This is a genomic window from Gordonia hirsuta DSM 44140 = NBRC 16056 (assembly GCF_000333015.1).
GTDB classification, from domain to species: domain Bacteria; phylum Actinomycetota; class Actinomycetes; order Mycobacteriales; family Mycobacteriaceae; genus Gordonia; species Gordonia hirsuta.
Map to the genome: position 1 here is coordinate 24,652 of NZ_BANT01000017.1, position 22,730 is coordinate 47,381.

The 22,730-nt window shown below is 69.1% G+C and carries 23 protein-coding genes; 9 read left to right on the forward strand and 14 right to left on the reverse strand.

Annotated elements, in window-relative coordinates; translation table 11 throughout:
* Window positions 1-3: 3 nt before the first annotated feature.
* Complete coding sequence (locus tag GOHSU_RS07010) at window positions 4-933, reverse strand: AAA family ATPase (RefSeq protein WP_005938939.1); 930 nt, start codon at window positions 931-933, stop codon at window positions 4-6.
* Entirely contained in the window at window positions 930-2,201 is a 1,272-nt protein-coding gene (locus tag GOHSU_RS07015; RefSeq protein ID WP_005938941.1) for a glutamate-5-semialdehyde dehydrogenase, read from the reverse strand. The genes GOHSU_RS07010 and GOHSU_RS07015 overlap by 4 nt, the downstream gene beginning before the upstream one ends.
* 94 nt (window positions 2,202-2,295) lie before the next feature.
* Here GOHSU_RS07015 and GOHSU_RS07020 point away from each other — a divergent pair, with 94 nt between their 5' ends.
* A complete protein-coding gene (locus GOHSU_RS07020; protein ID WP_005938943.1) occupies window positions 2,296-3,153 on the forward strand; it encodes a hypothetical protein in 858 nt (285 codons plus the stop codon).
* Window positions 3,154-3,190: 37 nt separating this feature from the next.
* Here the strand turns inward: GOHSU_RS07020 and GOHSU_RS07025 are convergent, their stop codons facing one another.
* The 4 genes from GOHSU_RS07025 to GOHSU_RS07040 all read right to left on the reverse strand — a co-directional run bounded on the left by GOHSU_RS07025 (window position 3,191) and on the right by GOHSU_RS07040 (window position 8,917).
* On the reverse strand, window positions 3,191-3,970 hold the full coding sequence (locus GOHSU_RS07025; protein ID WP_005938944.1) for an HNH endonuclease family protein: 780 nt from the start codon (window positions 3,968-3,970) through the stop codon (window positions 3,191-3,193).
* A gap of 87 nt (window positions 3,971-4,057) precedes the next feature.
* Window positions 4,058-4,987, reverse strand: coding sequence for an LLM class F420-dependent oxidoreductase (locus GOHSU_RS07030; protein WP_005938946.1), 930 nt, complete (start codon window positions 4,985-4,987; stop codon window positions 4,058-4,060).
* 42 nt (window positions 4,988-5,029) lie between these two features.
* The gene (locus GOHSU_RS07035; RefSeq protein ID WP_005938949.1) at window positions 5,030-7,267 is read right to left on the reverse strand and encodes an ATP-dependent DNA helicase RecG; all 2,238 of its coding nucleotides are present in this window, start codon (window positions 7,265-7,267) and stop codon (window positions 5,030-5,032) included.
* A 3-nt stretch (window positions 7,268-7,270) separates the two neighbouring features.
* The gene (locus tag GOHSU_RS07040; RefSeq protein ID WP_005938954.1) at window positions 7,271-8,917 is read right to left on the reverse strand and encodes a DAK2 domain-containing protein; all 1,647 of its coding nucleotides are present in this window, start codon (window positions 8,915-8,917) and stop codon (window positions 7,271-7,273) included.
* 231 nt (window positions 8,918-9,148) lie between these two features.
* On the opposite strand from GOHSU_RS07040, the gene rpmB reads away from it, so the two are divergent.
* On the forward strand, window positions 9,149-9,340 hold the full coding sequence (rpmB, locus tag GOHSU_RS07045; protein WP_005938957.1) for a 50S ribosomal protein L28: 192 nt from the start codon (window positions 9,149-9,151) through the stop codon (window positions 9,338-9,340).
* 78 nt (window positions 9,341-9,418) lie between these two features.
* Window positions 9,419-10,207: an enoyl-CoA hydratase/isomerase family protein gene (locus tag GOHSU_RS07050; RefSeq protein WP_005938960.1), complete on the forward strand. Its 789-nt coding sequence runs from the start codon at window positions 9,419-9,421 to the stop codon at window positions 10,205-10,207.
* Between the two features lie 3 nt (window positions 10,208-10,210).
* Here GOHSU_RS07050 and GOHSU_RS07055 read toward each other — a convergent pair whose 3' ends face one another.
* Genes GOHSU_RS07055 through GOHSU_RS07070 form a run of 4 tightly spaced genes read right to left on the reverse strand, consistent with a single transcriptional unit; the run spans window position 10,211 to window position 12,499 of the window.
* A complete protein-coding gene (locus GOHSU_RS07055) occupies window positions 10,211-10,708 on the reverse strand; it encodes a hypothetical protein (RefSeq protein ID WP_005938963.1) in 498 nt (165 codons plus the stop codon).
* Window positions 10,705-11,382, reverse strand: coding sequence for a uracil-DNA glycosylase (locus tag GOHSU_RS07060; RefSeq protein WP_005938966.1), 678 nt, complete (start codon window positions 11,380-11,382; stop codon window positions 10,705-10,707). Before GOHSU_RS07060 ends, GOHSU_RS07055 begins: the two co-directional genes overlap by 4 nt.
* 8 nt (window positions 11,383-11,390) lie before the next feature.
* Window positions 11,391-11,921, reverse strand: a complete 531-nt coding sequence (locus GOHSU_RS07065; RefSeq protein ID WP_005938970.1) for a gamma carbonic anhydrase family protein — start codon at window positions 11,919-11,921, stop codon at window positions 11,391-11,393.
* A gap of 17 nt (window positions 11,922-11,938) precedes the next feature.
* Entirely contained in the window at window positions 11,939-12,499 is a 561-nt protein-coding gene (locus GOHSU_RS07070; protein WP_005938973.1) for a DUF3515 domain-containing protein, read from the reverse strand.
* A 34-nt stretch (window positions 12,500-12,533) separates the two neighbouring features.
* Here GOHSU_RS07070 and thiL point away from each other — a divergent pair, with 34 nt between their 5' ends.
* Window positions 12,534-13,547: a thiamine-phosphate kinase gene (gene thiL, locus GOHSU_RS07075; protein WP_005938976.1), complete on the forward strand. Its 1,014-nt coding sequence runs from the start codon at window positions 12,534-12,536 to the stop codon at window positions 13,545-13,547.
* Between the two features lie 15 nt (window positions 13,548-13,562).
* Here thiL and GOHSU_RS07080 read toward each other — a convergent pair whose 3' ends face one another.
* On the reverse strand, window positions 13,563-14,561 hold the full coding sequence (locus GOHSU_RS07080) for an NAD(P)H-dependent glycerol-3-phosphate dehydrogenase (protein WP_005938980.1): 999 nt from the start codon (window positions 14,559-14,561) through the stop codon (window positions 13,563-13,565).
* A 146-nt stretch (window positions 14,562-14,707) separates the two neighbouring features.
* Here GOHSU_RS07080 and cofC point away from each other — a divergent pair, with 146 nt between their 5' ends.
* From cofC to GOHSU_RS07095, 3 genes are read left to right on the forward strand one after another with little or no spacing between them, the layout of a single operon-like run.
* The gene (cofC, locus tag GOHSU_RS07085) at window positions 14,708-15,397 is read left to right on the forward strand and encodes a 2-phospho-L-lactate guanylyltransferase (protein WP_005938983.1); all 690 of its coding nucleotides are present in this window, start codon (window positions 14,708-14,710) and stop codon (window positions 15,395-15,397) included.
* A gap of 1 nt (window position 15,398) precedes the next feature.
* Complete coding sequence (locus GOHSU_RS07090; RefSeq protein WP_005938986.1) at window positions 15,399-17,600, forward strand: RNA degradosome polyphosphate kinase; 2,202 nt, start codon at window positions 15,399-15,401, stop codon at window positions 17,598-17,600.
* The gene (locus GOHSU_RS07095) at window positions 17,597-18,514 is read left to right on the forward strand and encodes an NUDIX hydrolase (protein ID WP_005938989.1); all 918 of its coding nucleotides are present in this window, start codon (window positions 17,597-17,599) and stop codon (window positions 18,512-18,514) included. Before GOHSU_RS07090 ends, GOHSU_RS07095 begins: the two co-directional genes overlap by 4 nt.
* Window positions 18,515-18,536: 22 nt before the next feature.
* Here the strand turns inward: GOHSU_RS07095 and GOHSU_RS07100 are convergent, their stop codons facing one another.
* The 3 genes from GOHSU_RS07100 to leuC all read right to left on the reverse strand — a co-directional run bounded on the left by GOHSU_RS07100 (window position 18,537) and on the right by leuC (window position 21,336).
* On the reverse strand, window positions 18,537-19,166 hold the full coding sequence (locus tag GOHSU_RS07100; RefSeq protein WP_005938992.1) for an HU family DNA-binding protein: 630 nt from the start codon (window positions 19,164-19,166) through the stop codon (window positions 18,537-18,539).
* A gap of 106 nt (window positions 19,167-19,272) precedes the next feature.
* A complete protein-coding gene (gene leuD, locus GOHSU_RS07105) occupies window positions 19,273-19,863 on the reverse strand; it encodes a 3-isopropylmalate dehydratase small subunit (RefSeq protein ID WP_005938995.1) in 591 nt (196 codons plus the stop codon).
* A gap of 30 nt (window positions 19,864-19,893) precedes the next feature.
* Window positions 19,894-21,336 (reverse strand): 3-isopropylmalate dehydratase large subunit, encoded by a 1,443-nt coding sequence (gene leuC / locus GOHSU_RS07110; protein WP_024332516.1) that lies wholly within the window; start codon window positions 21,334-21,336, stop codon window positions 19,894-19,896.
* A 117-nt stretch (window positions 21,337-21,453) separates the two neighbouring features.
* Here leuC and GOHSU_RS07115 point away from each other — a divergent pair, with 117 nt between their 5' ends.
* On the forward strand, window positions 21,454-22,143 hold the full coding sequence (locus GOHSU_RS07115) for an IclR family transcriptional regulator (RefSeq protein WP_005939002.1): 690 nt from the start codon (window positions 21,454-21,456) through the stop codon (window positions 22,141-22,143).
* Between the two features lie 10 nt (window positions 22,144-22,153).
* Entirely contained in the window at window positions 22,154-22,681 is a 528-nt protein-coding gene (locus GOHSU_RS07120) for a pyridoxamine 5'-phosphate oxidase family protein (protein WP_024332517.1), read from the forward strand.
* The last annotated feature ends 49 nt before the right edge of the window (window positions 22,682-22,730 follow it).

Consider the following 22,730-nt stretch of genomic DNA (forward strand, 5'->3'; position numbering starts at 1 on the left):
GGCTCAGTCCAGCTTCAGCTCGCGCACGGCGGTCAGCACATCGGCGCGATGTTTGAGGACCACGCCCAGGGTCCGCTGAAGCAGCGAATCGGGGACGCGTCCGTCGTGGTCGGTCGCATCGGTGCCGGCGACCATCGCCAGCAGCGTGTTGCCCCAGTCGATGGTCTCGGCGACCGAGGGCTTCTTGCGGATGTCCAGTCCGCGCAGCACACCGATGATGCGGACCACCTCGGCGGCCAGATTCTCCGGCAGGTCCGGCACCCGGGAGGCCAGGATCTCCCGTTCCAGGTCGGCGTCGGGGAAGTCGATGTACAGGTAGAGGCAGCGTCGTTTCAGCGCCTCGGACAGTTCCCGGTTGGCGTTGGAGGTCAGCAGCACGATCGGCCGGCGCGCCGCCGCGACAGTGCCCATCTCCGGGATGGTGATCGCGAAGTCCGACAGGATCTCCAGCAGCAGACCCTCCATGTCCACATCGGCCTTGTCGATCTCGTCGATCAGCAGCACCGTCGGTTCGGTGCGCGAGATCGCGGTCAGCAACGGCCGGGCGAGCAGGAACTCCTCGGAGAAGATGTCGTCTTTGGTGGCATCCCAGTCCCGTTGACCGGCGGCCTGGATGGCCAGGATCTGTTTGGCGTGGTTCCACTCGTACAGGGCGCGGGCCTCATCGATGCCCTCGTAACACTGCAGCCGCACCAGTTCGGCACCGGTGGCCCCGGCGATCGCGCGGGCCAGTTCGGTCTTGCCCACCCCGGCCGGTCCCTCCACCAGCAGCGGCTTACCGAGCCGGTCGGCCAGATAGGTCGCCGTGGCCGTGGCCTCATCGGCCAGGTACCCGGTGGTGCGGAGCTTGTCGACGACGTCGCCGGTGCTGGTGAACGACGGCACGATCGCGTCGGCAGTCCCGCCTGCGGCGGCCGCGGCAGCCCCGCTCATGCCGGCCGCACCTGTCCGTCGCCCCACACGATCCATTTGGTGGAGGTCAGCTCGGGCAGGCCCATCGGGCCGCGGGCGTGCAGCTTCTGGGTGGAGATGCCGATCTCGGCGCCGAAACCGAACTGCTCGCCGTCGGTAAACGCGGTGGAGGCGTTCACCATCACCGCGGCCGCGTCGACCCGGTTACTGAAGGCGCGGGCGGCCGCCTGATCGCCGGTGATGATCGCCTCGGTGTGCCCGGTGCCGTAGGTGTCGATGTGCTCGATCGCGGCGTCGAGGTCGTCGACCAGTTTCAGCGCCACGTCCAGCGACAGATATTCGGCGTGCCAGTCCTCTTCGGTGGCCGGCACCATGCCGGGCTCGTCGCCGTGGATGGTCACCCCCTGGCTCTGCAGCGCCGAGACGATCGGGGCCAGCGCCTCCTGGGCGATGCCCCGATCGATGAGCACCGTTTCGACGGTGTTGCAGACGCTGGGCCGGCGGGTCTTGGCGTTGACGATCACCCGGGTGGCGGTGTCCACATCGGCGCCGGCGTGGACGTAGATGTGGCAGTTACCGGTCCCGGTCTCGATGGTGGGGACCTTGGCGTTCTCCACGACGGTGGCGATCAGCCCGGCCCCGCCGCGCGGGATCACCACATCGACCAGACCGCGTGCCTGGATCAGTGCGGTCACGCTGGAGCGGTCCTGGCTGGGCAGCAGCGCCACCGCGTCGGGGTTGACCCGATGCTCCTCCAGCACCCGGCGCAGCACCTGGACCAGGGCCGCATTGGAACTGGCCGCCGACGACGAGCCGCGCAGCAGTACCGCGTTACCGGATTTGAAGGAGATACCGAAACCGTCGACGGTCACATTGGGCCGGGCCTCGTAGACGAAACCGACCACGCCCAGGGGCACCTGCACCTGACGCAGCTCCAGCCCGTTGGGCAGGGTCTTGCCCTGCACCACCACACCGACCGGATCGGGCAGCGCCGCCACCTGGCGCAGGCCGCCGGTGATGCCGGCGATGCGCTCGGGGTTCAGCCGCAGGCGGTCGACCAGGGCCGGTTCGGTGCCGGCCTCTTCGGCCCGGGTCACGTCCTGGGCGTTGGCCGCCAGCACCTCGTCGGCGGCCGCATCGATCGCGTCGGCGGCGGCCAGCAGCACCTCGTTCTTCTGCGCGGTGGTCAACATGCCCAGCGTGCGGGCGGCCTTCTTCGCGGCGCGGGCCTGCTCGAGGACCTGTTCTTCGATGGTCGCAGCATCGCGCTGCGAACTCTCAGCAGTCATGTGGTCCAGGTTAGCCCTCCCCGATGGAGGCGAAAACCGGCCCCGACCCGCCGCCTGTCCGGCACGCGACGCCCACAGATGACACAATGCCCCTATGAGGAAAGCAGGCAAGTGGCTCACCTGGATCGGCCTGGCCATCGGGGTCATCGGCGTCGTCGCCGGCATCGTGATGGTCGTGATCGGCGCCGGACGGCTCACCGACGTGGTGGACAAGTCGTTCTCGGTCGGCCAGTCCCGTCAGTACACCGCCGCCGCCGACGAGGTACTGGTCCTCTACTCCCCTGAGCGCGACGGCCGCAGCGCCGCCTCCTGTGAGATCACCGGTCCGGCCCCCGTCGTCCCGGGACCGAACCAGCAGGACGGCGTCGACCTCCCGTACAACGACCGCACCGTCTATCCGTTCACCTCGTACCGCTTCTCCCAGTCCGGTACGTACACCATCGCCTGTGACCAGTACGGTGTCGTCGCCGGCCCGCCCATCGCCACCGGAACCCTGATGATCACCGGCGGCGGCGTGATTCTGCTCGTGCTGGGAGCGCTGCTGGGCGGTCTGCTCCTGGTGATCGGCATCATCTTGTGGGTCGTGGGCGCCAACAAGGAGAAGAACGCCGCCAACACGCAGCTCTACGGCGCTCCGCAGTACCCGGGCACCTACCCCGGTCAGCAGTACCCGGGCGGCTACCCGGGCCAGCAGCCCTACCCCGGCCAGCCCTACCCCGGTCAGCAGCCGTATCCGGGCCAGCCTGCACCGGGCGAGTCGGCGATGCCCGGCACCCCGTACGTCCCGCCGGTCGATCCGCCGCAGTTCCCCACCACCGGCGATCCGGCCGGGCAGCCGCCGGCCGATCCGTTCAGCGCCCCGACGCAGATGTCACCGCGACCCGACGAACACACGCCCGGTGACGCCGGGCCCGATGGGCAGCAGTCCAGTCCCGATCCCGAGCCGCGCTGACCCGGGCCACCACTGCAGTGCCGGCGGGCGCGCCCCGTCAGCACCCCGACAAGACCCGGGCCAGCACCGTGTGCGAGGCATGATCGATCCGCAGCCGGTAGGCCGCCGAGACGGTGACGTAGGCGACCGCGTACTGGCACCAGAAGCCGCGCAGCGGCGGCATCCAGTCACCCGGCCCGGCATCGCCCTTGGCCTGGTTGCTGGGTCCGTCGACGGCGATCAGGTTCGCCGGATCGTTGGCGAAGGCCAGCCGCCGCGCCGGTGGCCACTGCGCCGCACCCATGTCCCAGGCATACGACAGCGGAACGATGTGGTCGATCTGCACGGCCGCCGACTCGCGGCCACGAGTGAACACGATCTCCTCGCCGGTGTACGGGCTGCGCAGGTGCCCGGCGGCCACCGCCCGGGCACAGCTGCTGATCCCCACCGATCCGGCGACCGCCAGGTCGCGGGCCAGGATGTCGTTGCGGGTATCGCAGGCGTTACCGGCCCCGGCGACGCCCCCGGCATCGCTCCAGGCCGGGCCGAAGGCGTCCCGGCGGTACGGCTGCCCCCGGGCCTGCGCCGCACCGCGTTCGGGCCGGACCGCGATCACCTCGAGCCCGGCCAGTGCCGCGCGAGCCGCCGCCACGCGGACCGGGTCCATCGGCGGCTGACGCGACGGGCCGGGCCAGCCGAGTCCGACCGCCACCAGCACCGCGGTCACCGCGAAGCCGGTCAGGGCACTCCAGTGCTGTCCGGTGAGCCGGATCCGTCCGTCGTGCCGGCGGTGGCCCCGCGTGGCCGACCACCGCTGCACTCTGCCGCGTCGGCGCATATCTCCCCCGAGGTGTCGATGCCGATTCCCCGATGGTTAGACGCACCCGCCGCCGGTCCGGTTCCCCCGACACGCCGCTGATCGGTATCAGCCCAGCGCGGGAACCACCTGCTGGGCCACCAGATCCAGATGGTCCAGATCGGCCAGATCCAGCACCTGCAGGTACACCCGGGTCGCTCCGGCGTCCCGGTAGCGGGCGATGGCCGCGATCGTCTCCTCGACGGTGCCGGCGGCTCCGTTCTCGCGCAGTTCGTCCGGTTCGCGCCCGATCGCGGCGGCCCGGCGCAGGAACTGCTCCTCCGAATCGCCGCAGCACAGCACCAGAGCCACCGACCGGACGATCTGGCCCGGATCGCGGCCGATGGCCGCGCAGGCCTCGTCGACCCGCCGGAACTGGCGGGTCACCACCTCCAGCGGTGCGAAGGGCACATTGAATTCGGCGGCGTAGCGCGCGGCGAGCGCCGGGGTGCGGGTGCGGCCCTTGCCGCCGATGATCACCGGCGGCGGCGTCTGCACCGGTTTGGGCAGCGCCGGCGAATCGGTAAGCGTGTAGTGCTCGCCGGCGAACGAGAATCGCTCCCCGACCGGGGTGGCCCACAGTCCGGTGATGATCTCGAGTTGCTCGCCGAGGCGGTCGAAGCGTTCGGTGACCGGCGGGAACGGGATGCCGTAGGCGGCGTGCTCGGCCTCGAACCAGCCGGCCCCCAGCCCCAGTTCGACGCGCCCGCCGCTCATCTGATCGACCTGGGCCACCGAGATCGACAGCGGGCCGGGTAGGCGGAAGGTCGCCGAGGTGACCAGGGTGCCCAGCCGGATCCGCTCGGTGTCGCGGGCGAGTGCGGCCAGGGTCAGCCACGCCTGAGTGGGGCCGGGCAGCCCGTCGCCGCCGCCCATCGCCAGGTAGTGGTCGGACCGGAAGAAGGCGTCGAAGCCCAGGGTTTCGGCGCGGCGGGCCACGGCGAGCAGATCGTCGTAGCCCGCTCCCTGCTGGGGTTCGGTGAAGATACGGAAGTCCATGCACTTCAACATAGGGGCCGCCGGCGACACCGGGGCGGGCGGTCAGGACTTGTCCAGATATCCCAGCTTGGAGGGCAGCAGGATCGAGTCGACCAGGGCGTCCAGCGCCGGATGCTCGGCCAGCGGCAGATCGGCCAGCACGATCTGTGTGGCCAATTCGCGCGCATCCTCGATCACGTCGGCGTCGTCGAGCAGGGACAGGAAGTGCAGCGACGAAGCGCCACCGGACTGGGCGGCACCGAGCACATCGCCTTCCCGGCGGGCCTCCAGATCGATGCGGGCCAGTTCGAAGCCGTCGGTCGACCGCGCGACCGCATCCAGGCGTGCGCGGGCGCCGGTACCGTCGGCGGCGGTCGTCATCAGCAGGCACAGCCCCGCGTGCCGGCCGCGACCGACGCGACCGCGCAGCTGGTGCAGCTGGCTGACACCGAAGCGTTCGGCGTTGACGATCACCATCATCGTGGCATTGGGCACGTCCACGCCCACCTCGATGACGGTGGTGGACACCAGCACGTCCACCTCCCCGCGGGTGAACCGGTCCATCACCTCGGTCTTCTCCTCGGCCGGCATCCGGCCGTGCAGAAAGTCGATGGTGCGCCCGGACAGCGGTCCGGCGGCGGTGAGCTCCTCGAACTGGTCGAGCACCGAGATCTCCGGGGCCCCCTGATTCGACTTCTCATCACCGATGCGGGTGCACACCACATACACCTGCCGGCCCTGCGCCACCTCCTCGGCGGCGCGCTCCCACACCCGCTCGACCCACACCGGCTTGCTCATCGGCACCACGTTGGTGGTGATCGGCTGGCGGCCGCGCGGCAGCTCCACCAGCGTGGAGGTCTCCAGATCGCCGAAGGTGATCATCGCGACGGTCCGCGGGATCGGTGTGGCCGTCATCACCAGGAAGTGCGGCCGGTTGACCCTGCCCTTGGCCCGCAGCACATCGCGCTGCTCCACACCGAAGCGATGCTGTTCGTCGACCACCACCATGCCCAGGTCGAAGAACTCGACGTTCTCCTCCAGCAGGGCGTGGGTGCCGATGACGATCCCGGCCTGCCCGGTGACGATGTCCAGCAGCGTCTGCCGCCGGTCGGCGGTCCGCTGCGAACCGGTCAGCAGCGCCACCTGGGTGGCACCGTCGGCGGCGCCGAGCTGCCCGCCCAGGGCCAGCGGACCCAGCATGGTCAGCACCGTCCGATGATGCTGAGCGGCCAGAACCTCCGTCGGCGCCAGGATCGCGCACTGGTGACCGTTGTCGACCACCCGCAGCATCGCCAGCAGCGAGACCAGGGTCTTACCCGAGCCGACCTCACCCTGCAGCAGCCGGTTCATCGGATGGACCCGGCCGATGTCCTCGGCGATCTCGGCGACCACCGCGCGCTGTCCGTCGGTCAGCTCGAAGGGCAGGGAGGCCAGCAGCTGATCCTCCAGGCCGCCGGGCACGTGGGGGCAGGCGTGCGCCGATTCGGTGCCGGCGGCGATCCGGTTCTGCGCCAGGGCGGTCTGCACGGCCAGGGCCTCGTCGAACTTCAGTCGCCGGGTGGCCGCGGCGATCTCGGCCTGGGTGTCGGGCAGGTGGATCTTGCGGATCGCCTCGTCGCTGGTCATCAGGCCCCGGACGGTGCGCTGCTCGTCGGTGAGCGCATCGTCGGTGGGACCCAGCTGGTCCAGCACGGTCCGGATCGCCCGCCAGATCTCCCAGGTCTGCACATTCTTGGTGGCCGGATACATCGGCACGATCTCACGGGAGAAGTGGTCGAGGTCTTCGGCGGTGGCCACATGTCCCGGATCGGACTGGGACTGCTCGGCGTACAGCTCGGTGAGCATGGAGCTGCCGGTCACCGACTCGTCGAAGGCATCGGGCAGGATCAGCCACTCCGGGTGGGTCAGCTGAATCTGATCGCGGAAGTACTTCACCGTCCCGGCCAGTGCCATCTTGGTACCCGGCAGCAGCCGCTTCTTCATCCACCGCGCGTTGAAGAAGGTGACCTCGTAGTTGCGGCGGCCGTCGTTGACCACCACCTTGAGGAAGCTGCCGGGTTTGCGCTTCATCGGGATCATCTCGGCGCGGGTGACGTGCCCGACCAGGTTGACCCAGCTGCCGGCTTCGGGGGCCTCGGTGTCGGCGGTGTCGCCGCGGGCCAGATAACGCCGCGGCACGTAGCGGAGCAGTTCGCCGACCGTCACCAGTTCCAGATCGGCGAGTTTGCCGACCAGTGCCGGATCCAGCGCGGTCGACGACAGCTCGGTGGTCAGGGTCAGTGTCCCGGGGGAAGGGCTCATGACCTATTCGACGCCGATCTGCAGCAACTGGTTGGTCTGCCCGCCGGGGTACACCGCCAGCTCGATCCCCGGGTGTTCGGTGCGGACATGGTCGGCGATGGCCGCGTGCGCCTCGTCCTGCAGACCGGCACCGGCCAGGATGGTGACCAGTTCGCCGCCGATGGCCAGCATCAGGTCGATCAGCGCCACCGCCGCCTCGCTCTGGGTCTTCTTGATCACCAGCACATCCGAGCCGATCAGGCCCAGAGTGTCCCCGATCTGGCAGGTCCCGGCCAGGGTCATCATCGCTCCGTCGGCGGTGCGGACCGACCCCCACCTGGTCGCACCGGCCGCCTCGGCCATGGCGAAGGCATCCACATCGGGTGATTCGCCCGGATCGTGCACGGCCAGGGCCGCCAGCCCCTGCACCATCGACGCGGTGGGCAGGAAGACCAGTGAGCGTTTGGCCGACCGGGCCTGCGCCCCGACCGACACCAGATCGGCCGATGCCATCATGCCGTTGCCCATCACCACCGTGTGCGCACTGTCGGCCTGCCGGATGGCCTCGGCGACGGTCGCCGGATGGATGCCGTGATCGGTGCGCACCACCCGCGCACCGGCCTCGGTGAACAGTTCTTCGGCGCCCTGGCCCTGCGCCAGCACCAGCACGGCCCGTTTGTGCCGCGGCGGCGGTTCGGTCGCGCCGGGCTCGTTACGGGCCTCGTCGAGCAGAAAGCAGCTGATCCGGATGTCGTGGACGCCGCCGATCCGCACCCCCGCCTCGACCGCGGCGCCCGGCTCGTCGGTGTGCACATGCACCGAGAACTGTTCCCGGTCGGCTGAGCTCTCCCCGACGATCACCACTGAATCGCCCAGGCGGCCCAGTTCCTCGCGCAGCGCACCGATCAGCGAACCCTCGGCGACCAGCTTGTACATGACCTCGAAGTCGGTGTCCCCCGAGCCGGAGCACTCGCCTTCCCCGTGCCCGGTATCACCCATGTTGCCGCGGTAGGGACGACGACGATTGGCCACCCCGGTCACCACCAGAACCAGCGCGTCGAGCATCACCAGCAGACCGCGGGCGCCGGCGTCGACCACCCCGGCGTTGGTCAGTTCGATCATCTGATCGGTCGTCTGCTCCAGGGCGTGGGCGGCTTCGTCGGCCACCGCCCGCACCAGATCGGACGGGGAGGCCTCCACCTCGCGGGCGGCGGTGTCGGCGGCGACCCGCAGCACCGTCAGCACGGTGCCCTCCCGCGGGACGGAGACCGCGCGCCGGGCGGCCAGGGATGCCAGCCGCAGACCGTTCATCGCCAGCCGGTTGAAGCTGGGGTCCTGTTCGGCCACGGCCAGATCGGCCGCATCGGCCAGACCGATCAGGATCTGCGACAAGATGATGCCGGAGTTGCCGCGGGCGTGGGCCACACCGCCGTCGGCCAGGGTCCGGAAGACCGTGGCCAGATCGGTGGCCGCATAATCCAGATCGGCCAGACCCGCCGCGGCCCCGCTCATGGTGAAGGCCATATTGCTGCCGGTGTCGGCATCGGGGATCGGGAAGACGTTGAGATCGTTGATCTCGGTGCGCTGAGCCGCCAGGCCTTCGGCGCAGGCCTGCGCCCAGTCCCGGATCAAGCCGACACTGATCGGCACACTGCTCGGCGCACGCTGCATCTCGACTGTCCTGGCCCTTCCCACTGCGATACCACCCCCGCGAAATCGCCCCTGCGAAACAGTGTGTCAGAGGTTACGCTCCCACCGCCCGCGCCGGGCAACCCCGTCCGATCCGATTTGCCCGCGACGCCGGGCGCCGGTTAGTCTGTTCGGGTTGCCAGCCGAGTCCGCGCCTTCCGCGCGTCCGGCCGGTGAATACCACTGATCATTATTCAACCAAGGGAGTTCGACATGGCTGCCGTTTGTGACATCTGCGGCAAGGGCCCCGGCTTCGGCAAGTCGGTCTCGCACTCGCACCGCCGCACCAACCGTCGCTGGAACCCGAACATCCAGTCGGTGCGCGTCGAGGTGGCCCCGGGCAACCGCGCCCGCAAGAATGTGTGCACCTCGTGCCTGAAGGCCGGCAAGACCACCACGGTCTGAGCCGCCCCCTCACCACGAATTCACGAAGACCGCCGTCCCGCCTACGCGGGGCGGCGGTCTTCGCTCTAGGCTGAGCCCATGAGCGAACTGACCACGCTGCACGACGACGGCGTCCTGGAACTGACCATCTCCCGTGACGGCGCGGGCAACTCCCTGGACCACGATGCCGTCCTGGCCGGTGCCGACGCCCTGCACCGGGTGATGCGCGGACAACTGGATGCCCGCGCGGTCCTGCTGACCGGGCAGGGCAAGAACTTCTGCGCCGGCGGCAATGTCGCGAAGTTCGCCGCCGCCGATGACCGTCGCGCCTACCTGCGCGGTCTGGCACACGACCTCAACACCTTCGTCTCGGCGCTGTATGCCACGCAGCGACCCACCGTCGCCGCGGCGACCGGCTGGGCCGCCGGGGCCGGCATGTCCCTGGCCCTGCACGCCGACTTCGCCATCGGCGGCCCGAGCACCCGCATGCGTCCGGCCTACCCGGGCATCGGCCTGTCCCCCGACGGCGGCATGTCCTGGCTGCTGCCGCAGATCGTCGGTCTGGGCCGGGCCCGCACCATCCTGCTGCGCGACGAGGTCCTGGACGCACCGGCGCTGCTGGAGGCCTCCCTGCTCAGCGAGATCGTCGACGACGATCAGGTCCGCACCCGCGCCCGCGCGGTGGCCGCCGAACTCGCCGCCGGCCCGACCGGTTCCTATGCCGCGATCCGCCGGCTGCTACTGGCCTCGTCCTCGCACACCCTGGACGAGCAGTTGATCGCCGAAGCCGAGTCGATCGCCGATCTGTCCATCACCGGCGAAGGGGTCGAGGGCGTCGACGCCTTCCTGGCCAAGCGCATCCCGGACTTCCCCCGCGCCCGCGGCTGAAGCCTAGCTTCCTTCGGCGTATGCCGCCGCTCTGACCGCCAGCTCCGTTTCCGGATCGTCGGCGGTGACGATGATCGGGATGCCGCCGGGCAGAGACGATCCGGGCACCACCCACCGCACCGTCGTCACCGACGGCGTCGAGAAGAGTTGCTCATCGCAGCGGTGCCTCGCCCGGTTCTCGGTGTCGCCCACCCGCGCCGACATCGAACCCCGGCCGAGACAGGCCAGCGCGGCGGTGACCACGACCATGCCGGGTTCGGCGTCATCGACCGGAAGGTGAACACCGGCCGCGCGCGTCCCGGCGGCGGTCTGCGAGGCCACCAGCTGGTAAGTCGTCCCGTCGACGTCCTCGGTCCGCGGGGACGGCTGCGCCTGCACCGCGTCCCGGAGCAGGGCCTGCCGGTCCACCGCGTCCGGCGATGACTCCGCACATCCGGTGCAGCCCAGCAGGATCGCGGCAGCGGCCAGTCCGCCGAGCCGGCGGCGCCGGCCAGCCGTCACGACGGCAGCTGCCAGTCGACCGGCTCGCAACCCAGATCCGCCAGCTCGTCGTTGGCCCGGCTGAACGGGCGAGACCCGAAGAAGCCGCGCGAGGCCGACAGCGGCGACGGATGCACCGACTCGATGATCGGCACATCGGGCAGCCACTGTGCGACGGATCGGGCATCGTTGCCCCACAGGATCGCCACCAGCGGCTCGTCCCGGGCGGCCAACGCCTTGATGGCGCATTCGGTGACGTCCTCCCAGCCTTTGCCGCGGTGACCGCCGGCATTGCCCGGCTCCACGGTGAGGACCCGGTTGAGCAGCAGCACGCCCTGATCGGCCCACGGACTCAGATCGCCGTCGGCCGGCGGCGGGAAGCCCAGATCGTCGACGTATTCCTTGTAGATGTTGATCAGCGATTTCGGCAGCGGGCGCACCGCCGGCGCCACCGAGAAGCTCAGGCCCACCGCATGCCCGGGGGTGGGATAGGGATCCTGTCCCACGATCAGCACCCGGACCTGATCGAACGGGCGGGTGAACGCCCGCAGCACATTCGCTCCGGCGGGCAGATAGCCGCGCCCGGCGGTGTTCTCGGCGCGCAGAAACTCGCCCATCGCGGTGATGCGGTCGGCGACCGGTGCCAGCGCCTGTGCCCAGCCCGGATCGATCAGTTCGGCCAACGGTGTCGCCATCGGTGCGGTCAGTCCTGTGCGTCGAGACGACGCAGATCGCGCGCGTAGTACTGCGCGTTCTGGAAGTACAGTTCGACGTTGTCGACCAGGTGGCCTTCGGGAACCTCGACGCCCTCGCGCACCTTCGCCGGGATCCCCACCGCCATCGACCGGGCCGGGATCTGCGACTTGTACGGCACCACCGCACCGGCGCCGACGATGCTGCCGTCGCCGACGGTGGAACCGTTGAGTACCACCGAACCGGAGGCGATGAGCACATCGTCGCCGACCACCGCGCCCTCCACGTGCGCGTTGTGGCCCACCACGCAGCCGGCGCCGAGCACGGTCGGCTCGGTGAATGTGCAGTGGATGACGGCCCCGTCCTGGATATTGGTGCGGTCCCCCACGGTGATGGTGCCGTAGTCGCCGCGCAGCACCGCGCCCGGCCACACCGAGACGCCGTCGCCGAGCGTGACATCTCCGATCACGGTCGCATCGGGGTGGATGTAGACATCCTTGCCGAGTACGGGTTCACGGTCACCGAGCGCATAGACAGCCATGGCCCGATCTAACCAGGTCAGTTGTCGCCGAAGTCCAGGGGTGCCGACGGCAGCTCCCCGGCCAGTCCGGAGATCTTGGTCAGCGGACCGTTCCCGGCGCCCGAGGGCACCCACACCGCGATGTACGGGCGACGATCCACCAGCACGTAGGCCTGGCCGCGCGATTCGTCGGTGTCGGTCATGAACCACTGCTCGTTGTTGATCACCTGCAGCGAACTGGTCGGCGCCAGCGCCTCCGGCCGGGCGACGCCGCAGCGGAAGACCAGCGGGTCGGGCGACTGCTCGTTCTCCGAGGACGTCCAGCGCACGGTGTTCCCTTCGACGCTCTTGCCGCCGTACTCGCCGAAGGATTCGGGTAGCTGCGCGATCAGCGGTCCGCACCGCTCGGCCGCTTCGGTCGAGGTTGCATAGGAATCGACCGGAATCTTCTCGGCCTCTTTGGTCTTGAGCATCGCGAAGACGATGAACCCGATGATGACCATCGTCGGGATCGTCGCCAGGGTGGCGATCAGCGCCGGAGACAGCCGATACGGTTCGCTGTCGGCGGGCGGCGTCGGCGCCGGCTCACTCTCACTCATGGGCACCAGCCTAGCGAGGCGTAACATCAGCGCCGTGCACCAGGAGCAGGGTCGGGTCCGTCCGGGCGCCACCGTCGGCGAGGTCGGTGAGCGAGCCCTGATCGCGTTGTTCACCGCCGCCGCCGCCGGCTCGTCCGACGATGTGGTAATCGGTTCCGGTGACGACGCCGCCGTCCTGGCCGGCGGCGGCGCCGTGGTGGTGAGCACCGATACCGCGGTGGCCGGACGGCACTTCCGCTTCGACTGGTCCACCGCCGAGCAGATCGGAGCGCGCGCGGTGGTGCAGAGCGCCGCCGATATCGCGGCGATGGGCGGCACGCTGACCGGGACCGTCGTCTCGATCGGCTGCCCGCCGGAGACACCGGTACCGCGGGTGCTGGCCCTCAACGCCGGGATCGTCGCCCAGACCCACCGGCTGGGCGGGCGGGTCCTCGGCGGAGACCTGGTCTCGGCGCCGTCGGTGATCCTGACCGTCACCTCGCTGGGCACCCTGTCCGGGACGGCCCCGGTGACTCTGGCCGGTGCCCGCGCCGGCGACGTCCTGGCCGTCAGCGGCCCGCTGGGCGGTGCCGCCGCCGGTCTGGCGGTGCTCTCGGCGATCGAGAACGGCGCCGATCCGGTTCTGGCCGCACGGTTCCCGCAGTTGGTGCAGGCCTACCGGCTGCCGCAGCCGGATCTGGCGCAGGGCCCGATCGCCGCCCGGGCCGGGGCGCACGCGATGACCGACATCTCCGACGCCCTGGTGGAAGAGATCATCACCATGTCCGCCGGGTCGGGGTTGCACCTGGACGTCGAGTCGGCGATGGTGCCACGGCCGGCCGGACTCGACGAGCTGGCCGCCGAACTCGGCGTGGACCCGGTGCGCTGGGCGCTGACCGGCGGCGAAGATCACCAGTTGCTGGCCGCGTTCGCCCCGGGAGGGGTTCCCGGCGGCTGGACCGTGGTCGGCACCGTTGCGGCCCCGGCAGCCGGACGGCCGGCAGCCGCCACCGTCGACGGCGCCACCGCCGACGGACTGCACGGCTGGCAGTCGTTCAGCGAGGCCTGATCCGGACCTGCCTGCTCAGACCTCGGGTTTGATGGTGCGGCCCAGCAGCATACCCACCATGTCCTGCACCGGCATCCCCTCGTGGCATACCCGGTACACCGCATCGGTGAGCGGCATCTCCACGTCGTACTGGTGGGCCAGGGCGCGCACCGAACGGCACGACTTCACGCCCTCGGCGACCTGCCCGTGGGTGGCCGCCTGCGCCTCCTCCAGCGTCGCCCCCTCGCCCAGCCGGGCCCCGAAGGTCCGATTGCGCGACAGCGGCGACGAGCAGGTGGCGACCAGGTCACCGATCCCGGCCAGTCCGGCCAGGGTGCGCACATCGGCGCCCATCGCGATGCCCAGCCGCATAGTCTCGGCGAGTCCGCGAGTGATCAGGGTGGCCAGGGTGTTCTCGCCGAAACCCATTCCGGCGGCCATTCCGCAGGCCAGGGCGATCACGTTCTTGGCGGCGCCGCCGATCTCCACGCCGATCACATCGGTGTTGGTGTACGGCCGGAAGTAGGGCGCGGCGAAGGCGTGCTGCAGCCGCTTGGCGACGTCCTCGTCGATACAGGCGATGACGGTAGCCGCCGGCTGCTCCTCGGCGATCTCGCGCGCCAGGTTCGGTCCGGACAGCACCGCGATCCGGTCGTCGGGCAGGTCGGCGACCTCCTTGATCACCTGGCTCATCCGTTCGCCGCTGCTGACCTCGACCCCTTTGGCCAGGGACACCAGCACCGAGCCTTCGGGCAGGTGCGGCTTCCACTGCGCCAAGTTCTCGCGCAGCACCTGCGAGGGGACCGCGCACACCACGATCTCCTTATCGGCCAGGGCCTCCTCGATCGAGGTGACGGCCCGGAGTCCGTCCGGCAGCCGGATGCCCGGCAGGTAGCCGGCGTTCTCCCGGTCACGGTTGATCGCCTCGGCGCGCTCGGCTTGGCGGGCCCACATGGTGACATCGTTACCGGCATCGGCGAGGATCTTCGCCACCGCCGTCCCCCAGGACCCCGAACCCATCACTACCGCTCGCACCGAATCACTCCTCATCTCTGCTGAGCACTGGCCAGCTCGGGCCAGGCGTCGACGTGGGGCCAAGCCTAGTCGCCGACGGCCCGGCGAACCGGCGAATCGGCACCCGCGCTGGCCCGCGGTGGGTCCGGGCGGGCACGATGGTTCCCATGGCGCCCAGCTCCCCCGCATTCCCCGACCTCACGGTGGTGCTGGCGCTCAAGCAGCTGCGCGATGCCAAGAGCAGACTGACCCATCCGGCGGTAACGCATCGGCAGGCCCTGGTGCTGGCCATGTTCACCGATACCGTGCTCGCCGCTCAGGCCGTGCGGCCGGGCCGGATCGTGGTGGTCAGCCCCGATCCGGCGGTGCGCGAGCATGCGCGCGCCCTGGGTGTGCAGACCGTCGACGAACCGGCCGGCGGCGGGCTCAATGCGGCGCTGGTGCACGGGGCGGCCGGGGCGCCCGGGGCGGTGGCCTTTCTGCAGGCCGATCTGCCAGCATTGCGCGCCGGATCCCTGCAGCAGGCGCTGACCGCGGCCGGCGATCACCCGGCGGCATTCGTCGCCGACCGGGAGGGCAGCGGTACGACGCTGCTGGTCCGGGCGCACCGGACGGCTCTGCACCCGTCGTTCGGCCCCGGGTCGGCGCAAGCCCATCGCCGGGCCGGCGCCGTCGAACTCGATCCCGCACACCGGCGGTGGCCGGACCTGCGCCGCGATGCCGACACCGTCGAGGATCTGGCGGCGTGTGCGGCGCTGGGCCTGGGCAGCTGCTCGCAGCAGGTGCTGTCGTCGTCGGTGTCGCCGTCGTCCACTCGGAGGCCCGCACGCGCCAGCAGCGGCGATAGGGAACAATGAGGTGGTGACCGCCACGGATCAGACCACCGAAGAATCCCGCAGGGAACTGCCTGCCGCACTGCCGGCGGCGACCATCGACCCCGACGAGTCGGCCGATCTGCCCGCGGAACGCTACTTCAACCGGGAACTGAGTTGGCTGGACTTCAATTCGCGGGTGCTCGCCCTGGCCGAAGACACCTCGCTGCCGCTGCTGGAGCGCGCCAAGTTCCTGGCGATCTTCGCCTCCAATCTCGACGAGTTCTTCATGGTCCGGGTGGCCGGGCTCAAACGACGCGACGACACCGGACTGTCGGTGCGCTCGGCCGACGGCCGCTCCCCGCGCGAGCAGCTGCAGATGATCGCCGCGCGCACGCAGAAGATCGTCGACCGGCACGCCCGCGTCTACCTCGAGTCGGTGCAGCCGGAGCTGGATGCGGCCGGTGTGCACATCGCCGATTGGGACGATCTGAGCTCGAGCCAGCAGGATCGGCTGCGCGAATACTTCCACAACGAGCTGTTCCCGATCCTCACCCCGCTCGCGGTGGATCCGGCGCATCCGTTCCCGTACATCAGCGGTCTGTCCCTGAATCTGGCGGTGACGGTGCGCGATGAGGGCAGTGAGGGCGGCGAACACTTCGCCCGGGTCAAGGTTCCCAACAACATCAACCGGTTCATCCGCGTCGACAAGCTGCGGTCGGCCGGTGAGCGCACCGGCTCCGACGACGGGCACCAGCCGGCGATCTTCCTGCCGCTGGAGAAGTTGATCGCGGCTAATCTGGAGTTCTTGTTCCCGGGCATGCACGTGGTGGAGCACCACGTCTTCCGGGTGACCCGCAACGCCGACTTCGAGGTCGACGAGGACCGCGACGAGGATCTACTGCAGGCCCTCGAACGCGAATTGGCCCGCCGCCGGTTCGGTTCGCCGGTGCGGCTGGAAGTCGGCGACGATATGACCGAGCACATGCTCGAGCTGCTGCTGCGGGAGCTCGACGTGAACCCGGCCGATGTGATCCAGGTGCCCGGCCTGCTGGATCTGACCGCGCTGTTCGAGATCTACGGCATCGACCGCCCGCAGCTCAAGGAGCGGCCCTTCGTCCCGAAGACGCACCCGGCCTTCGCCGAGGGCGAGACGCCCAAGAGCATCTTCGCCACCCTGCAGGAGGGCGATGTGCTGGTGCATCACCCCTACGACAGCTTCTCCACCAGCGTGCAGCGCTTCATCGAACAGGCCGCCGCCGACCCGCATGTGCTGGCGATCAAACAGACCCTGTACCGCACCTCCGGCGACTCCCCCATCGTCGACGCGCTGATCGACGCCGCCGCGGCCGGCAAGCAGGTGGTGGCGCTGGTGGAGCTCAAGGCCCGGTTCGACGAGCAGGCCAACATCAAGTGGGCGCGCAAACTCGAGCAGTCCGGCGTGCACGTGGTCTACGGACTGGTCGGTCTCAAGACGCACTGCAAGACCTGCCTGGTGGTCCGCCGGGAGGGGTCGGCGATCCGTCGCTACTGCCACATCGGCACCGGCAACTACAACCCGAAGACCGCCCGCCTGTACGAGGACGTGGGCCTGTTCACCGCGGCCCCGGAACTGGGTGCGGACCTGACGGACCTGTTCAACACGCTCACCGGCTACTCACGCAAGCACGAGTACCGGAATCTTCTGGTGGCCCCGCACGGTATCCGCACCGGCATCATCGAGCGGATCGAGGCCGAAGTGGCTGCGCACCGGGCCGGTGATCCGACCGCGCGCATCCAGCTGAAGGCCAATGCGCTGGTCGACGAGCAGGTGATCGATGCGCTCTACCGCGCCTCGCAGGCCGGGGTGCCGGTGGACATCTTCGTCCGCGGCATCTGTGCCCTGCGGCCGGGGGTGCCGGGACTCAGTGAGAACATCACCGTCCGCTCGATTCTGGGCGAGTTCCTGGAGCATTCGCGGATCATCGTCTTCGGTTCGAGCCAGGAGTACTGGATCGGCAGCGCCGACATGATGCACCGCAACCTGGACCGCCGTGTCGAGGTGATGGTGCAGGTGCGTGACCACCGGCTTACCGCCGACCTGCAGGAGATCTTCGATTCGGCATTCGATCCGCGGACCCGCTGCTGGGAGTTGCAGCCCGACGGCACCTGGACCGCTTCCCCGGCCGCAGGTGTGGAGGTGCGCGACCACCAGCGGCGGTTGATGACCCGCAGTCGCCGCGACTCCGATTCGGGTGCGGCCACATGAGTAGCACCGTGTGGGCCGCCGGCGGGGTGCTGTGGCGGACCTCGGCGCCCGGCAAGCTCGAGGTGGCCGTCGTGCACCGCGGCCGGTACGATGACTGGTCGCTGCCCAAGGGCAAGGCGCACAGCGGCGAGTTGATGGTGTCCACTGCGGCCCGGGAGATGACCGAGGAGACCGGCTTCGAGTGCCGGGTCGGCCGCGAACTGGGCGTCATGCGGTATGCCCTCAAATCCGGAACCCCGAAAAAGGTCTACTACTGGTCGATGGAGTCCACCGGCGGGCGTTTCGTCTCCAATCACGAGACCGACGACATCCAGTGGCTGACGATCGCGGGCGCTCAGCGCACCGTGTCCTACGACGCCGACCGTCAGATCCTGGAATCCTTTGCCGCTCAGCCGGATCCGGAACTGCATCAGTTCATCGTCGTTCGGCATGCGAAGGCGGGACGACGGTCCCGTTTCACCGGCGACGACACTGCGCGGCCGCTGGATGCCATCGGGCAGATCCAGGCCGACGCGATGGTGCCGCTGCTGGGCCTGTTCGGCGTCCGTCATCTGCACGCGGCAGACCGGCTGCGGTGCGTGCAGACACTGGCGCCGCTGGCTCAGGAATTGCGCACCGACATCGTCTCCGAACCCCTGTTGACCGAGGAGGCCTACCTGGCCGACCCCGATGCGTCCTACGCACGGCTGCGCGAATTGTCGGTGACCGGCGGCCGCGGGCACGGGGTCACCGCGGTGTGCAGTCAGGGCAGGGCCATCGCGCCGCTGCTGAACCGCTGGGCCGACGAGACCGGAGTCGAACTGCCCGCGTCACGCAATCGAAAGGGCAGCATCTGGGTGCTCAGCCTGCACGGCGATCGCCTGGTCCAAGCCGACCATCTGCCCAGCCCGCTGCCCGGAAAGAGCGGTCACTGACATCCGTCGGGTCCGGCGGTGACTAGTTCCCCGGCGCGGCCTTCTTCGCGGGGCTGGCCTTCGTCGCGGGGCTGCTCTTCTTCGCGGCGGCAGTCTTCTTCGCGGCGGCAGTCTTCTTCGCGGCAGTGGCCTTCTTCGCGGCGGCAGTCTTCTTCGCGGCGGCAGTCTTCTTCGCGACGGCAGTCTTCTTGGCCGCTGTCGTCTTCTTGGCTGCAGTGGTCGTCTTCTTCGCCGGAGCAGCCTTCGTCGCCGGTGCAGCCTTTTTGGCCGCCGGTGCTGTCTTCTTGGCCGGAGCAGTCTTCTTCGCCGCAGCGGTCTTCTTGGCCGGGTCCTCGCTGACCCGCTTCACCGCCGGCTCGCCCTTCCGCAACTTGCGGCGGCCGGCGATGATCTCCTTGAACTGCGCACCGGGCCGGAATGCCGGAATGGAGGTGGCGCCCACCTTGACCGTTTCACCGGTGCGCGGATTGCGGGCGACCCGGGCGGCCCGCCGCCGCTTCTCGAAGACGCCGAAACCGGTGATCGTGACGCTCTCACCCTTGTTCACGGCACGAACGATCGTATCGATCAAGGTCTCGACGGCTTCGGTGGCGGTCTTGCGGTCGGCATCGAGGCGCTTGGTCAGCTCGTCGATGAGTTGGGCCTTGTTCATGCGTTCCTCCGCGTGAGAAATGGTGTCACTGGTCGAACCAGTTATTGCTCACGGTAAACGGCGCCGAACGCATGCGGGGCGCAATCGGGGCGATGACGCCCGAGTTTCAGGGCAGGGTGACCGGCTTAAACGCCGGGCGCTTCTGCTCGAATTCGGTGATTGCGTCGACCTCACGCAGAGTCAGACCGATGTCGTCGAGGCCTTCCATCAACCGCCAGCGGGTGTAGTCGTCGATCTGCAGGGGCACCACCAGATCGCCGGCAGTGACCGTGCGAGTCTCCAGATCGACCGTCAGCTCCAGCCCTGGTTCGGCCTCCAGCCGCTTCCACAGCAGCTCGACGTCGGCCTGATCCACCTGTGCCGCAACGAGTCCGGACTTTCCGGCATTACCGCGGAAGATGTCGGCGAAGCGCGAGGAGATCACCACGCGGAAACCGAAGTCCATCAACGCCCAGACTGCGTGCTCGCGCGAGGAGCCGGTGCCGAAGTCCGGCCCGGCCACCAGGACCGAACCCGAGCTCCACGGTTCGGAGTTGAGGATGAAGTCCGGATCGCCGCGCCAGGCGGAGAACAGTCCGTCCTCGAAGCCGGTTCGGGTGACCCGCTTGAGGAAGACCGCCGGGATGATCTGGTCGGTGTCAACGTTGCTGCGCTGCAACGGAACTCCGATTCCGGTGTGAGTGATGAAAGCTTCCATGATCGTCTCTTCTCGAAAGTCGCAGCGGGGTCAGGACAAGTCGGCGGGAGCGGACAGACGCCCGCGGATCGCGGTGGCGGCGGCGACGGCCGGCGACACCAGATGGGTCCGGCCGCCCTTGCCCTGGCGGCCTTCGAAGTTGCGGTTCGACGTGGCCGCGCAGCGGTCCCCCGGCGAGAGTTGATCGGGGTTCATCCCCAGGCACATCGAGCAGCCGGCCATCCGCCACTCGGCACCGGCGGCGGTGAAGATCTCGCCCAGACCCTCCTCTTCGGCCTGTGCACGGACCTTCATCGAGCCGGGAACGATCAGCATGCGCACCCCGTCGGCGACCTTGCGGTCCTTGAGGATGCCGGCGACCGCGCGCAGGTCCTCGATCCGGCCGTTGGTGCACGAGCCGACGAAGACGGTGTTCACCTCGATGTCGCGCAGAGGCATACCCGGAGTCAGGTCCATGTACTCCAGTGCCCGCTCGGCAGCTACCGCTTCGGTCTCGTCGAGGATGTCGGCCGGATCGGGCACCGAGGCGCCCAGCGGCAGTCCCTGGCCGGGGTTGGTTCCCCAGGTGACGAACGGGGTCAGCGCTGCGCCGTCGATGTTCACTTCGCGATCGAAGACGGCGTCGGCATCGGTGCGCAGGCTGTCCCAGTAGGCGACCGCGGCATCCCACTCGGCACCCTGGGGCGCGTGGGGCCGGCCCTTCAGGTAGTCGTAGGTCGTCTGGTCGGGGGCGATCATGCCCGCGCGCGCCCCCGCTTCGATGGACATGTTGCAGATCGTCATACGGGCTTCCATCGACAGCTTCTCGATGGCCGGGCCGCGGTATTCGAGGATGTGTCCCTGGCCGCCACCGGTTCCGATCTCGGCGATGATCGCCAGAATCAGGTCCTTGGCGGTGACGCCGTCGGCCAGTTCCCCCGAGACGTTGATGGCCATGGTCTTGAAGGGGCGCAGCGGCAGTGTCTGGGTGGCCATGACGTGTTCCACCTCGGACGTGCCGATACCCATCGCGATGGCACCGAAGGCACCGTGGGTGGAGGTGTGGCTGTCGCCGCAGACCACTGTCATACCCGGCTGAGTCAGGCCCAGCTGCGGGCCGACCACGTGCACGATGCCCTGGTCGGTGTCGCCCATCGGGAACAGCTTGACGCCGAACTCTTCACAGTTTCGCCGCAGCGTCTCCACCTGCAATGCCGAGACCTGATCCGCGATCGGACTGGTGATATCGATCGTGGGGACGTTGTGATCCTCCGTGGCAATGGTGAGGTCGGGTCGGCGCAGCGGCCGACCGGCCATCCGGAGCCCATCGAAGGCCTGCGGACTGGTTACCTCGTGCACCAGGTGCAGGTCGATGTACAGCAGGTCGGGACCGGCTTCACCGTTCTCATCGACCTTGCCGGGCACCACCACGTGGTCATCCCAGACCTTTTCGGCCAGCGTGCGCGGCCCGGGGGCTGCTGCTTGCTGTGTCATGAGCACACTCGACTTTCCCTCACATGCCTACCCGGCGGCTACGGGGCTGTCGCCGGCCGGGTGAATCCACATCCAGTGGAGTGGCAATCTCAATATGTGGACGGCTAATATCGCCGTATGGGAAATTCTAGCGGAATCGGCGTCTTAGACAAATCGGTGCTGGTCCTGCAGACGGTCGCACAGGCGCCGTGCAACCTGGCAGAGCTGACCGAGGCCACCGGCCTTCCGCGCGCCACCGCCCATCGACTCGCCGCGGGCCTACAGACACACCGGTTGCTGACCCGAGACGGTGACGGCCGCTGGATCCCCGGACCCGAGCTGCATCGGTTGGCGGGCACGGCACGGGACGCGGTGGTCGAAGCCGCAGCCCCCCTGCTCCCCCGCCTGCAGCAGACGACCGGCGAATCGGTGCAGTTATATCGGCTGCAAGGCAGTGAACGCGTCTGCATCGCCGCGGTCGAACCGCCGACGGGGTTGCGCAATACCGTTCCGGTCGGCAGCCGGCTACCGATGACAGCAGGATCGGCCGCGCGTGTCCTGGCCGCATTCGGCGATCGCGCCACGCAAGAGGAGGCAGGCTTCAGCGACCGTGCGTTGGCCGAGGTCCGTCGTCGAGGCTGGGCGCAAAGTACCGGCGAGCGGGCCGACGGGGTGGCCAGCGTCTCCGCGCCGGTGCACGACGGCACCGGACGCATCGTGGCAGCGGTCTCGGTCTCCGGCCCGATCGATCGGATGGGGCGGCGGCCTGGAGAACGCTGGGCCGACGATCTCCTGGCCATCGCAGCGGAGATCGGCGCACGCCTGTAGCTTTCAGGACATGGCACGCAATCAACGCAGTCAGATCGTCATGTCGGACGAGGAGATCGCCGAGTTCATTCAGCGCAGTCGTACTGCCACCATGGCCACCGTTGGCTCTACCGGGCAACCGCACCTGGTCGCCATGTGGTTCGGGCTGGCCGACGGCGCGTCCACGAAGTATCCGGCAGTCCCGGAATTGTGGTTCGAGACCAAGATCAAATCGCAGAAGGCGGTGAATCTGCGCCGCGATCCCCGCATCACCGTCTTGATCGAGGACGGCCTCACCTATGACACCTTGCGCGGCGTCTCCATTGAAGGCACCGCCGAGATCCTCGAGGACGAGGAGAGTTGCCTTCGAGCCGGCATCAGCGTCTGGGAGCGGTACAACGGCCCGTACACCGAGGATCTGCGGCCTGCAGTGGACGCGATGATGCACAAACGTGTTGCCGTTCGCGTTGTGCCGCAGCGCATTCGGTCATGGGATCACCGAAAACTGAATCTCCCCGAGCTGCCGCTGACCGGTTCGACCGCACAGTTCTATCAGTAGCGTCGGCTTGACCCGTCTGGACGGCCCGCAGCCGAGTTAGAACGGTGGT